We start from the raw sequence: 12,396 nt of genomic DNA on the forward strand, positions 1-12,396 counted from the left end.
CTAGGACCGGCGTGACGCCGGGCACAGAGGCCGACGGCCCAAACCGTCAAGAGGTGGGGGCGGAAACCGTCGGGTCGGAGGGGTGGGCCTGCTGCGGCCGACGGGTGCGGGCGCCGAAATAGTTGCCCATGACTGGCAACAGGTCAGTCCGTCCGGCCCGCGTTCCACGCCTCCCCGACCTCCCCGAAGCCGCGCCGGAGGTACCACTCGCGCGGTGCGCCGCCGGCGTCCGCCTGCAGGGCGAGGAGATCGCACCCGGCCCGCTCTGCGATCCGCAGGGCGCCGCTGACCAGCGCGTTCCCGTGCCCGCGGCCCCGGTGGGGTGCGGCGGTCTCCACCGCCTCGAGGACCGCGGTGGCGCCGTCGAGGTAGAGCGCGGCCGCCGCGACGACCAGGTCGCCCTCACGCACGGCGAGCACGCGCAGGTCGGTGCCGCGGTCCTCGACGAGGTACCGGTCGGGGAGCCGGAGCCGGCGGGGGTCGGCACTGGGCAGGTCGGGGCGCCAGGCCTCCGTCCAGAGGTCCCGGACGGCGTCGAGGGGCACCTCGTCGGCGGCCGGGCCCGGGTCCGCGTCGACGGCCCGGGCCAGGACGACGTCGTGCTGGAGCCACCAGCCGGACCGGTTGAGCTCGCGGGCGACCGGGCCGGGATCGGCACCCCGGATCGTCACGCAGCGGTGGTCGCGGCCCGCCCCGCCCAGCACGCGGTCCGCCTCTGCGGCGATCTCCTGCGCCGGGGTGCCGTCGTCGACCAGCAGGCGGTTGAGCGCGGGCGCCCACGGCACGTCGTGCTGCAGGACCGCGATCCCGCCGGCGACGGCGTCCTCCGAGCTCGCCACGCGCCGCGGCAGGGAGTCGGCGAAGGCGCGCAGCCGCCCGGCGTGATCGGTGCGGGACGGCGGCGCGGGCGGAGCGGCGAAGGTGCCGCCGGGTCCGGGGCGGTAGGTCGAGACCGCGACGACGGCCGACACCGGGACGGGGCCGTAGGCGTGCGGGAAGCGCATGGCGCCGGGATCGCCGGGCACGCCGGGCTCGTAGCGGATCTCGCAGCCGACCGTGGCGGCGTCGACGGCGAGCAGCAGCAGGTCCCGCCGCCCGGCGAAGAGCCGGTCGGCCGGGAGGGCCACCTGGTCGGCCGTCGAGAGGTGCACGAAGCCGACCTCGGCGAGGGACGGCGGTGTGACGACGCCCGCTCGCAGCGCTGTGCGCCACTCGGCAGGGGTGGTGAGATGCAGCAGGGTCGCGGGTACGGACACGCCGTCAGCATGCTCGTCCACCTGCGTCTTCGTCCTCCCCGGGGCGGGCGCGAAGATCGTCGGACCGGTCCGCGCCGCCGCTCCGAACGGACGGGGATCCCTCGGGCCCCTTGCTTCCGGCACCCGGTGCCAATATCGTCCGACCTGCCGGCCGGCACGTCCGACACCGATGTCCACCAGGTCGCACCAGGAGGTACCCGATGGCCCCGATCGAGCAGTCCGAGCAGGTCGAGGACGCCCCCGTCGTCGAGGAGACCCTCGTCGAGGAGGTCTCCATCGACGGCATGTGCGGTGTCTACTAAGAGCGCCGAGGGTGTGGCCGGGATCGACTTCGATCCCGGCGCCCCGTACCGCTGCAGCCCTCAGGTGTCGCTGCGGCCGGAGCCCTTCGGCGCACTCGTCTACCACTTCGGCACCCGCAAGCTCTCGTTCCTGAAGACCCTCCCGCTGGTGGAGGTCGTCAAGGGCCTGGAGAGCCATCCGGACGTCCACTCCGCCGTCGAGGCGGCGGGCGTCGAGGAGGCCCAGCGCCCCGCGTACCTGAAGGCGCTGGCCGGACTGGCCGCCTCCGGGACGATCGAACCCCGCTAGCCCCACCACCGCGCGCCCATCGGAGTGCCCCCGTGAAGCTCGTCGACCACTTCCAGTACGGCCTGAACTCCCCGATCTGTCTGACCTGGGAGCTCACTTACGCCTGCAACCTCTCCTGTGCCCATTGCCTGTCCTCGTCCGGGCGCCGCGACCCGCGGGAGCTGACCACGGCCGAGGCCAAGGCCGTGATCGACGAGCTGCAGCGGATGCAGGTCTTCTACATCAACATCGGCGGCGGCGAGCCGACGGTGCGCCCGGACTTCTGGGAGCTGCTCGACTACTCCATCGCGCACAACGTCGGGGTCAAGTTCTCCACCAACGGCCTGAAGATCGACAAGAAGCGGGCCGCCCAGCTGGCGGCGACCGACTACGTCGACATCCAGATCTCGCTCGACGGCGCGACCCCCGAGGTCAACGACTACGTCCGCGGCCCCGGCTCGTACGACATGGCGATCAAGGCACTGGAGAACCTCGCCGAGGCGGGCTTCCAGCAGCCGAAGATCTCGGTCGTCATGACCCGACAGAACGTCGACCAGCTCGACGAGTTCAAGGCCATCGCGGACAAGTACGGCGCCCAGCTGCGGATCACGCGGCTGCGTCCCTCGGGCCGCGGTGCCGACGTCTGGGACGAGCTGCACCCGTTGCCCTCGCAGCAGAAGCAGATGTACGACTGGCTGGTCGAGCGCGGCGACCAGGTCCTCACCGGGGACTCCTTCTTCCACCTCTCGGCGTTCGGCGAGGCGCTGCCCGGGCTGAACCTGTGCGGCGCCGGGCGCGTCGTCTGCCTGATCGACCCGGTCGGCGACGTCTACGCCTGCCCCTTCGCGATCCACGAGAACTTCCTCGCGGGCAACGTCCGTTCCCCGGGCGGGTTCCAGGAGGTCTGGGAGAACTCCGAGCTGTTCACCGAGCTGCGCCGGCCGCAGACCGGCGGCGCCTGCTCCGGATGCATGCACTACGACTCCTGCCAGGGCGGGTGCATGGCGGCCAAGTTCTTCACCGGCCTCCCGCTCGACGGGCCGGACCCCGAGTGCGTGCGCGGGTTCGGCGAGCAGGCCCTCGCCGCCCGCGGCGAAGACCACGTGATCCCGAAGTCCGAGGTCGACCACTCGCGGACGACGCTCGGCAAGAAGGCGCCGGTCCTGCTGCAGCTCTCGATGACACGACCCACCCCAGCCCGCCCGGACCGCGCCTGCGAGACCAGTCCGCTCGCCGGGTTGGGCGCGTCGGAGACCGACTCGGGCCTGCGCCTCCCGGTCGCCGGCTCCTAACCCCACAGACCGCCGGCGCCGGGCCCGGGGACGACGGGTCCGGCGCCGCGCGACCAGCCATGACCGACGTGCGCGGACGGAACCCTCGTTCCTCGGAAGCGAACGAGCGTGCCGGTCGTGCGCTGGCCGGTCAGGTGGTGCTGCGGGGTCGAACGGCACCGTCGCGCGTGCTGTTCGGACCGCACGTCACCAACCTCGGGCGCGAGCGCGGGTTCTCCGAGCGGCACGTCGCCTACTACGCCGAGCGGGCCGCGGGCGGGTGCGGCGTGATCGTCACCGAGACGGCGTCGGTGCACGGGTCGGACCGGCCGTACGAGCGGGCGCCACTGGCCCCGGAGTGCGTGCCGGGGTGGCGGGCGATCCGTGCGGCGTGCCCCGACACGCTGGTCCTGGCCGGGCTCGGGCACGCCGGCGCGCAGGGCACCAGCGCGTTCACCGGGCGGGCGCTCTGGGGCGCCTCCCGGGTGCCGGACGTCGTGTCCCGCGAGGTCCCGCAGGTCATGGAACAGCCGGAGATCGACGCGCTCGTCGCCGGGTTCGCCGCGGCCGCGGCGGAGGCGGTGGCCGCGGGACTCGACGGGGTGGAGATCCAGGCGGGCCAGCACTCGCTGCTGCGGCAGTTCCTGTCCGGGTTGACCAACCACCGCCCCGACGCCTACGGGGAGGACCGCTCCCTGCTCCTCCGCGAGGTCGTCGGGGCGGTGCGTGCCGCGCTCGGCCCGCACCACGTCCTGGGCGTGCGGCTCTGCTGCGACGAGCTCGCCCCCTGGGCAGGCATCACCCCCGCCTCCGCCCACGCCCTCCTCTCCACCCCGCGAGTCGCGCTCTGGGCTTCCGCGAGTCGCGCTGTGGGCTCCCGCGAGTCGGGCTTTGGGCGTCCGCAAGTCGCGCCCTCCGCTCCCGCGAGTCGGCAGTTCCACGAGACCGAGACGGCATTTCCGGGTGAGCCGGCGAGCCTTGCGCAGCTCGTCGACTACCTCGTGCCCGTACGTGGCTCGGGGCTGACCATCCCCGCGACCCGTCCCGACCTGCACACCCCGCCCGGTTTCAACCGCCCCCTTGCGCTCAGCCTCCTCGGGCTCGGCGTCCCGATCGTGCTGCAGGGCAGCGTGGTGGACCCGGAGATGGCGGAGGCGGCGCTCGACGAGGGGATCGCACTCGTCGAGATGACGCGGGCGCAGATCGCCGACCCTCGGCTCGTCGCGCACGTCCGCGCCGCGACGCCGGAACGCATCCGCCCCTGCACCCTCGCCAACCAGCACCGCGCCCGCGACCCGCGCAACCCGCTGATCACCGACGAGGCGGAGCCGCGGTCGGGTCACGAGACGCTCGACCCGGCGCTCCCGCTCGCACCCGTGGACGGAGCGGGCGATCTCGTCGTCGTCGGCGGGGGTCCGGCGGGGTTGGAGGCCGCCCGGACGGCGGCGCTGTACGGCTACCGGGTGCGGCTGATGGAGAGGGCTCCGCAGCTCGGCGGTGCGCTGCGGCACGCGGCGGCCGTGCACGGTCGCGCCCGCTTCGGGTTGCTCGTCGAATGGTGGGAGCGCGAGCTCGACCGGCTGGGCGTGGAGGTGGCCCTCGGCGCAGAGGCACGTCTGGCGGATCTGACCGCCGACGTCGTGCTCGCGACCGGGTCCGTGCCCTCGCCGGTGGGCTTCGTGGCCGGGCCGGACGTCGTCGTGCTGCCGGCGGGCGAGTTCGAGGCCGCGGTGCTCGCCGCGGCCGGACCCCGCCGCCCGTCCGACCCGCCCGCGCCCGATGCGACGGCCGCCGTGCTGCCCGCCGGCGCCCATGTCGTCGTGCACGACCCGGTCGGCGACTGGACGGGCCTCGGGATCGCGGAGCAGGTGGCTGCGGCCGGGCTGCCGTGCGCGCTCGTCACGCCCGACGCCGTCGCCGGCACCCAACTCGCCCGCACCGGCGACCTCGCCGACGCCAACGGCCGGCTCGAGCGGGCGGGCGTCGCGCGGGAGCTGTTCGCGCGCCTCCGGTCGGTCGGGGGCGGGACCGCGCTGCTCACCGACGTCGACCACGGAACGGCCCGGGAGATCCCCTGCACGGTGGTGATCGACTGCGCCCACCGCCTTCCCGACGACGGTCTGTGGCGCGGGCATCCCCACCTCCTGCACGTCGGCCAGCTCGACGACACAGATGCGCTCACGGCGCGACTCGGGGGAGCCCTGGGCGCGACTCGCGGAAGCTCGGGGCGCGACTCGCGGGAGCTCACGGCGCGACTCGGGGGAGCCCTGGGCGCGACTCGCGGAAGCCCAGAACCCGACTCGCGGAAGACCGAAGCGCGACTCGGGGGAGCCCAGGGCGCGACTCGCGGAAGCTCGGGGCGCGACTCGGGGGAGCCCAGGGCGCGACTCGCGGGAGCCCAGAGCGTGACTCGCGGGGTTTCGCAGGGCGGTGCGGGGAGACGGCTGGTAGTGGCGGGGGACTGCGTGGCGCCCCGGACCGTGCACGAGGCGGTGCGGGAGGGGCGGCGCGCGGTGCAGTATCTGCGCAGCTCAGCCGAGGTCGTGGGGGCCGACAGCCCCTCCGGGGGCAGCTCATGATGCTGCACGAACCGCTGCGCGTCGGCCGGCTGACCCTGCGCAACCGGATCGTCTTCACCGCTCACCTCACCGGCTACGCGACCGACGGCCGGCCCACCCCGCAGCACGCCGCCTACTACGCCGCGCGGGCCGCGGGCGGTGCCGGGCTGGTGATCACCGAGGAGCACTCGGTCCACCCGCACGACCGCCCCTACGAGAAGCTCATCCGCGGCCACGATCCGGCGGTGCTGCCCGGGTACCGCGCGATCACCGAGGCCGTGCACGCCCAGGGCGCGGCCGTGCTCGCCCAGCTCAACCACAACGGCCCGCAGTCCTGCGGGATGTATTCCCGCGAGCCCGTCCGCGGCCCCTCCGCCGTGCCCGACCCGATGTTCCGCGAGGTCCCGGTCGCGATGAGCGAGGCCGACCTCGACGAGGTGGTCTCCGGCTACGCCCTGACCGCCCGGCACTGCGTCGAGGGCGGGTTCGACGGCGTCGAGCTGCAGTGCTCGCACGCCTCCCTGATCCGCTGTTTCCTCTCGCCCGCCACCAACCACCGCGACGACGACTACGGCGGGAGCCTGGGGAACCGCGCGCGGCTGCTCCTGCGGGTCGTCGCGGCGGTCCGGCGGGAGCTCGGCGACCGGGTCCTCGGCGTGCGGATCGGCGGTGAGGAGGGCATCGAGGGCGGCATCGGGCTGGATGAGGGCGTCGCCCTGGCCCGCCTGCTCGAGCGGACGGGCGAGGTCGACCACCTCAACACCTCGATCGGCGTGGCGACCGCGTCGCTGCACCTGATCGAGGCCTCGATGCACACGCCGGCCCACTACGCGACCTTCATCCCCTCGGCGATCCGCGCGGCCGTGCGGATCCCGGTCGTCGCGGTCGGCCGCTTCACCGAGCCCGCCGTCGCGGAGCAGGCGCTGGTCGAGGGGCACTGCGACCTCGTCGGCGTCGCACGCGGCCAGATCGCCGCCCCGGACTTCGCCGCCCCCGGCGGCCCGACGCGGGTGTGCGTGGGCTGCAACCAGGAGTGCGTCGGCCGGGTCGGGGTGAACCGCCCGCTCGGCTGCGCGGTCAACCCGCGCGCCGGGCACGAGGCCGTCCCGCTGCCGGCTCCCGGAGTGCCGCGCCGGGTGACCGTGGTCGGGGGCGGGCCGGCCGGGCTGCGCGCCGCCGCGACCGCGGCCGCCCGCGGGCACCGGGTGACCCTCTATGAGCGCGACCGGCTCGGCGGCCAGCTCGCCCTCGCCGCCCTCGCGCCCGGGCGCGGCGAGCTCGCCCACGTCGTCCGGGACCTCGTGGCCGAGTGCGAACGGGCCGGGGTCGAGATGGTGCACGGGGAGCCGGACCACCTCGGAAGCGCCGACGTCGTCGTCCTCGCCACGGGCGCCCGGCCCGCCCGCCGGCCCGGCACGCTCGACGTCCGGGACGTGATCGACGGCAGCGCCGCGCCCACCGGCGCCGTGCTCGTCGTCGACGAGCTGGGGTTCCACCACGCCACCTCGGTGGCCGAGCTGCTGGCCGCCCGCGGCTGCGCCGTGGAGATCGTGACCCCGGGGATGGTGGTCGGCCAGGACCTCGGGCTGACGCTCGACCGTGAGGGCTTCCGCCGCCGGGCGCACGCGGCGGGCATCCGGCTCAGCACCGACCGGCTCGTGACGGCCGTCGAGCCGGGCCGGGCGACCCTCGTGCACCATCCCACCGGGAGGACGGAGACGAGGGAGGTCGACGCCGTGGTCCTGGCGCTCCCCGCCGAGCCCGACGACGCCCTGTGGTCCACGCTGCGTCACCGGTCCGGGGTCCACCGGATCGGTGACTGCCTGGCCCCGCGGCGGATGGACGCCGCACTCCGTGACGGCGAGCGGCTGGCGGTGAACCTGTGAAACCCGAGAGTGGTGTCCACCTGTGGACCGACGCTGTGGGCAACTGCGTTGTCGCAGGTCAGCGGTGAGGACCGACGAGCTCACGTGGACGACCCTCACCGACGGTCCACCCCGGACCCTGGTCGTCCCGGTCGGATCGGTCGAGCAGCACGGACCGCATCTGCCCCTGACGACCGACGTGCGCGTGGCCGAGCGCGTCGCCGCCCGGATGGAGCAGCGCGACCCCGATCTGGTGCTTGCCCCCGCCGTCGCCTACGGGGCCGCGGGTGAGCACGAGGGGTTCCCGGGGACCGTGTCCATCGGGCACGAGGCGTTGCGGGCCGTCCTGGTGGAGCTCGGTCGCTCGGCCTGCCGGTGGGCGGCCCGGCTCGTGTTCGTCAACGGCCACGGCGGCAACGTCGGCACCCTGGTCGAGGCCGTCCGGCTGCTGCGGTACGAGGGCCGCGACGCCGCGTGGGTCCCCTGCGTGGCTCCGGGTGTCCGCGGCGACGCGCACGCCGGCCGCACCGAGACCTCCCTGATGCTCGCGCTCGGAGCCCGGGTCGGCCCCGAGCGCGAGCCCGGCGCGACCGCCCCGCTGCGGGAGCTGCTGCCGGAGATGCGGGAGAAGGGGGTGGCCGGGGTGAGTCGCAACGGCATCCTCGGCGACCCGCGCGGAGCCTCCGCCGAGGAGGGGGAGGCCCTGCTCGCCGCGATGACCGACTCGCTCGCCGCCGCCGTCGAGCGGTGGGAGCCGGACGAGGGGACGGGGCGCCTGGCGTTCGGGAGCTGAGCCGTTCGCGCTGGTGAACGATGCCCCGGTTCCGCGCGCCCGACCGGGCCGAGCTGCGCCGGATCGTCGGTCGGGGCTGCCATCATGGGTTCGGGAAGGAGACGCACGATGAGCCTGACGTGGCCCGACCACCCCATCACGCTCGCCGAGTGGGAGGCGTTGCCCGAGAACGGCGACCTGCGCCTCGAGGTGACCGAAGGGATGTTGGTGGTGTCGGCGAAGCCGATGTTCGGTCACCAGCGGGCCTGTCTGTGTCTCACCGCCCGGCTCGACGAGGCCCTCCCCGGCGATCTGATCGCCCTCAGCGATGTCGAGGTCATGCTGGAGGAGTCGCCGCTGACGATCCGGGCCCCGGACGTGGTCGTCATGCGGACCGACGTGTACGAGCCGACCCGGGCGCGAGCCGACGTGGCGGAGGTGCTGCTCGCCGTCGAGATCCTCTCCGACGGAACCCGGCGGATCGACCGGGTGCTGAAGTACTCCGAGTACGCGGACGCCGGGATCCGCCAGTACTGGCTCGTCGACCTCCTCGACCAGGTGACCCTCACGACCTTCCAGCTCGTCGACGGCGGGTACGAGCTCACGGGGGAGTGGACGGGCAGCGCCTCGCCCCTGGTCGCCGGCGTCCCCGTCACCCTCGACCTCGACCGCCTCACCGCGCGGTAGTCGCCACCAGCAGCGGCACGAGCTGCTCCTCCGCGGTCAGCGAGCCGTGCTGGCCGGGCAGGCCGGCGAGGACGGGCTCGGCGAGCGTCCGCACCACCCCCGCCGATCCCCGCAGCGCCACGACGAGGTCCCCGATCCGCTGGGCGACGTGCGGCCCGAGCGGGCCGAACCAGTCCGCGGCCACCGCCTCGTCCCGGGTCACGATCCAGGCGTCGTCACCGAGGGTCTCCTGCCAGGCGGCGTGGACCTCGTCGAGCGCGCCCTCCTCGACGTAGACGTGCCGGGCCCGCGGGTCGCCGCCGAGGAGCCGGACGCCGAGCCGCAGCGGGGTGAGCTGGTCGGCGTCGTAGCGGCGGGTCACCTGCACCATGCCGTGGTCGCCGGTGACCGCGAGCAGCGCGTCCGGTGGCAGCCGGTCGGCGATGGTCGCGGCGAGCCGGTCGATCTGCCGCAGCTGGTAGCGCCACGCCACCGAGCCGGGCCCGTGCACGTGGCCGAGGGTGTCGAGATCGGCGTGGTAGCCGTAGCAGAGTCGGCGGCCCGGCCCGTCGAGCGCGTCGACCACTTCGGCGGCGAGGTCGCCGAGCGCCAGCACGCCGCGGTACTGGCCGCCGCGCAGGGCCGCGCGGGTGAGACCCGAGCCGCGGAAGGCCCGCGGGCCCACCGAGGTGACCCGCACGCCGTCGGCCGCGGCCCGCTCCAGCGCGGTGGGCGCGGGCTGCACCTGCTCGGGCGGCAGGGTCTCGCGCAGGTCGGCAGGCTCGGGATCGCCGTAGGTCGTCCACTTGAGGGAGTCGAGCAGCGCGTCCCCGCAGGCCCGGAAGCTGATCCCGACCACGCCGTGCCCGCCCGGCGGCAGCCCGGTGCCGAGCGAGGTGATGCTGATCGAGGTGCTCGCCGGGAACCCGACGGTCAGCTGTTCCCCCGGGAGCGAGGAGAGGAACGGGGCGTCCTCGGCGTGGGCCCGGAGCAGCTCGGCGCCCAGTCCGTCGACCAGCAGGACCGCGGCCGCGCGCACCTGCGGAAGCGTGATCGCGGGTGCCGGCCCCGGGACGTCCAGCGCGGCGAGGACGGCCGGGAACACCTCGGCCAGCGAGCCCTCGCCGTAGCGGGGGAGGAGCGGATCACCGGAGGGCACGGCGTGAGGGTCCCACGGCATGGGGCGGCCCCGGCACCGCAGCGGCGTGTTTGGATTCCCCGGTGCACACGACGGGGGCCCTGCCGGACGGGATGCGGGTGACGCTGGACCGGCGGGTCCGACGGCTGGCCGGACGGGACGGCGGGGCGGCGTTGCTCGGCGGGGCGCCGCCGAAGCTGGTCCACCTGACCGCGCGGGCGCAGGCCGTCCTCGGCGACGGCGACACGGTGACCGTCGCCGACCCCACCTCCCGGGCGCTGGCCCGCACCCTGCTCGACTCCGGCTTCGCCCACCCGGCCCACCCGATCCCGGGCGGCCCGGGCCCGGGCGAGGTCACCGTCGTCGTCCCGGTGAAGGACCGGCCCCTCGACCGGCTGCTCGCCGCCCTGCCCGCCGATCTCGGCGGCCTGGTCGTGGTCGACGACGGCGGCGCGGATCCGGCGGGCCTCGCCGCCACGGTGGAGGCCGCGCACGGCCGGGTGATCCGGCACGAGACCCCGCGCGGGCCGGCCGCCGCCCGCAACGCCGGCCTGGCCGCGGCCACCACGCCGCTCGTGATGTTCCTGGACTCCGACGTCGTGCCGCAGGAGGGCTGGCTCGACCCGCTGCTGGAGCACCTCGCCGACCCCGCGGTCGCGCTCGTGGCCCCGCGGATCGTCGCCCTGCACCCGGTGCGCGGCCCGATCGCACGCTACGAAGCCGTGCGGTCCAGCCTCGACCTCGGTCCCCATCCCGCACTGATCGTGCCGCGCAGCCGGGTCGCCTACGTGCCGAGCGCCGCGATGCTGGTGCGCCGCGAGGCCGTCGGTGCCGGGTTCGACGAGGACATGCACGTGGCCGAGGACGTGGACCTCGTGCTGCGGCTGCACGCCGAGGGCCGGCGGCTGCGCTACGAACCGGCGGCCCGGGTCGCCCACGACCACCGGACGTCGCCACGTGCCTGGTGGGTGCGCAAGGCGTTCTACGGCACGGGCGCCGCGCCGCTGGCCCGCCGGCACCGAGGTGCCGTCCCGCCGATGGTGCTCAGCCCGTGGACCGCGGCGGCCTGCGCGGCGCTGCTGGCGCAGCGCCGGTGGTCCGTGCCGGCGGCCGCGGTCGTGACGGGTCTCGCGGCGGAACGGTTGTCCCGCAAGCTCTCGCGACTGCAGCGGCCGCGGCTCTCGGCGGCCCGCCTGGCCGGGCTGGGGCTCTCCGGTGCCGGTCTGCAGGTCGCCAACGCCCTGCTGCGCCACCACTGGCCGCTCGCCGCGGCCCTGCTGCCCCTCTCCCGGCGGGCGCGGCGCGCGGTGCTGTTCGCCGCCGTGGTCGAGGGGCTGGGGGACTGGTGGACCCACCGAGGGCACGACCCGGCCGCCCGGCCGGGCCCCGTGACCCATCTGGTCGCCCACCGCCTGGACGACGTGGCGTACGGCACGGGGCTCTGGTGGGGTGCGTGGAAGGCACGCGACACCGCCGCACTGCTCCCGGTCTCACCCGGTCGGAAGTAGCGGCACCCTCCGTCAGGTCTGGTCCGGACGGGTGATTGACTTCCGCCGTGACCGCCGCGGCTGCGGAGGACTGGTCGCTTTCGATCCGCGGATACGGAGTGACGTCGGACGGGGTCGTCGTCGCTCTACGGAGGTTCGTCCGAGTGCCTTGCACGTCATGAAGATCGGGAGTGTGATGTGCTCGCCGCCACAGATGCGTGCGCGGCCCGAGAGCGCACCGGCCACCGGTGGCTCTCCCGGAGGACGCGACCACCACCGCGGTTGGGAGAGAGACTCATGGCAGAGGTCCGGGTCACCGTCGACGGCGTGAACTACGCCGACGAGGTGGAGCCCCGCATGTTGCTGGTCCAGTACCTCAGGGAACGGCTCGGGAAGACGGGCACGCTGATCGGCTGCGACACGAGCAACTGCGGTGCCTGCACCGTTCACCTGAACGGGCAGAGCGTGAAGAGCTGTTCGGTGCTCGCGGTCCAGGCGGACGGCGGCGAGGTGCTGACCATCGAGGGCCTGGCCCGCGACGGCGAGCTGCACCCCGTGCAGAAGGCCTTCAACGAGTGCCACGGGCTCCAGTGCGGCTACTGCACGCCGGGCATGATCATGGCCGCCGTCGACCTGCTCGGGGACAACCCCGACCCCGACGAGGACGAGGTGCGCGAGGGCATCGAGGGCAACCTCTGCCGCTGCACCGGCTACCAGAACATCGTCCGCTCGGTACAGCGTGCGGCCCAGACGATGAAGCCCGGCGCGTCCGCCCCCACCGAGACGCCCGCCCCCGTCGCAGGAGACTGAGAG

Annotated in this window: 11 protein-coding genes; 9 read left to right on the forward strand and 2 right to left on the reverse strand. The window is 74.9% G+C overall.

Features of this window, described 5'->3' with window-relative positions:
* Positions 1–143: 143 nt before the first annotated feature.
* Positions 144–1,256, reverse strand: coding sequence for a GNAT family N-acetyltransferase (locus ACL02T_RS04510; RefSeq protein ID WP_412829387.1), 1,113 nt, complete (start codon positions 1,254–1,256; stop codon positions 144–146).
* Positions 1,257–1,456: 200 nt separating this feature from the next.
* On the opposite strand from ACL02T_RS04510, the gene mftA reads away from it, so the two are divergent.
* The 7 genes from mftA (at position 1,457) to ACL02T_RS04545 (ending at position 8,979) form a co-directional block, all read left to right on the forward strand.
* Positions 1,457–1,558, forward strand: coding sequence for a mycofactocin precursor MftA (gene mftA, locus ACL02T_RS04515; protein WP_037048757.1), 102 nt, complete (start codon positions 1,457–1,459; stop codon positions 1,556–1,558).
* A complete protein-coding gene (mftB, locus tag ACL02T_RS04520) occupies positions 1,548–1,847 on the forward strand; it encodes a mycofactocin biosynthesis chaperone MftB (protein WP_412829388.1) in 300 nt (99 codons plus the stop codon). The genes mftA and mftB overlap by 11 nt, the downstream gene beginning before the upstream one ends.
* 32 nt (positions 1,848–1,879) lie before the next feature.
* Entirely contained in the window at positions 1,880–3,118 is a 1,239-nt protein-coding gene (gene mftC, locus ACL02T_RS04525; RefSeq protein ID WP_412829389.1) for a mycofactocin radical SAM maturase, read from the forward strand.
* Between the two features lie 167 nt (positions 3,119–3,285).
* Positions 3,286–5,676: an oxidoreductase gene (locus ACL02T_RS04530; protein WP_412829390.1), complete on the forward strand. Its 2,391-nt coding sequence runs from the start codon at positions 3,286–3,288 to the stop codon at positions 5,674–5,676.
* Positions 5,673–7,541, forward strand: a complete 1,869-nt coding sequence (locus ACL02T_RS04535) for a mycofactocin system FadH/OYE family oxidoreductase 2 (RefSeq protein WP_412829391.1) — start codon at positions 5,673–5,675, stop codon at positions 7,539–7,541. Before ACL02T_RS04530 ends, ACL02T_RS04535 begins: the two co-directional genes overlap by 4 nt.
* Before the next feature lie 64 nt (positions 7,542–7,605).
* Positions 7,606–8,313: a mycofactocin biosynthesis peptidyl-dipeptidase MftE gene (mftE, locus tag ACL02T_RS04540; RefSeq protein WP_412829392.1), complete on the forward strand. Its 708-nt coding sequence runs from the start codon at positions 7,606–7,608 to the stop codon at positions 8,311–8,313.
* 108 nt (positions 8,314–8,421) lie between these two features.
* The gene (locus tag ACL02T_RS04545; RefSeq protein ID WP_412829393.1) at positions 8,422–8,979 is read left to right on the forward strand and encodes a Uma2 family endonuclease; all 558 of its coding nucleotides are present in this window, start codon (positions 8,422–8,424) and stop codon (positions 8,977–8,979) included.
* On the opposite strand, the gene ACL02T_RS04550 is transcribed toward ACL02T_RS04545, so the two are convergent.
* Complete coding sequence (locus tag ACL02T_RS04550; protein WP_412829394.1) at positions 8,966–10,117, reverse strand: alkaline phosphatase family protein; 1,152 nt, start codon at positions 10,115–10,117, stop codon at positions 8,966–8,968. The two genes, ACL02T_RS04545 and ACL02T_RS04550, sit on opposite strands and share 14 nt — an antisense overlap.
* Before the next feature lie 62 nt (positions 10,118–10,179).
* Between ACL02T_RS04550 and mftF the strand changes: the two genes are divergently transcribed.
* Together mftF and ACL02T_RS04560 are read left to right on the forward strand one after the other, a co-directional pair.
* Positions 10,180–11,604 (forward strand): mycofactocin biosynthesis glycosyltransferase MftF, encoded by a 1,425-nt coding sequence (gene mftF / locus ACL02T_RS04555; RefSeq protein WP_412829395.1) that lies wholly within the window; start codon positions 10,180–10,182, stop codon positions 11,602–11,604.
* Positions 11,605–11,880: 276 nt separating this feature from the next.
* Positions 11,881–12,393, forward strand: coding sequence for a (2Fe-2S)-binding protein (locus ACL02T_RS04560; RefSeq protein ID WP_412829396.1), 513 nt, complete (start codon positions 11,881–11,883; stop codon positions 12,391–12,393).
* The last annotated feature ends 3 nt before the right edge of the window (positions 12,394–12,396 follow it).

The sequence above is a fragment of the Pseudonocardia oceanicola genome, assembly GCF_047200735.1.
Lineage (GTDB): Bacteria > Actinomycetota > Actinomycetes > Mycobacteriales > Pseudonocardiaceae > Pseudonocardia.

Bases quoted from the DNA above. Each gene is read 5' to 3' on its own strand.
- mftA (WP_037048757.1), top strand. From the start codon at position 1,457: ATGGCCCCGATCGAGCAGTCCGAGCAGGTCGAGGACGCCCCCGTCGTC.
- ACL02T_RS04535 (WP_412829391.1), top strand. From the start codon at position 5,673: ATGATGCTGCACGAACCGCTGCGCGTCGGCCGGCTGACCCTGCGCAAC.
- ACL02T_RS04545 (WP_412829393.1), top strand. From the start codon at position 8,422: ATGAGCCTGACGTGGCCCGACCACCCCATCACGCTCGCCGAGTGGGAG.
- ACL02T_RS04560 (WP_412829396.1), top strand. From the start codon at position 11,881: ATGGCAGAGGTCCGGGTCACCGTCGACGGCGTGAACTACGCCGACGAG.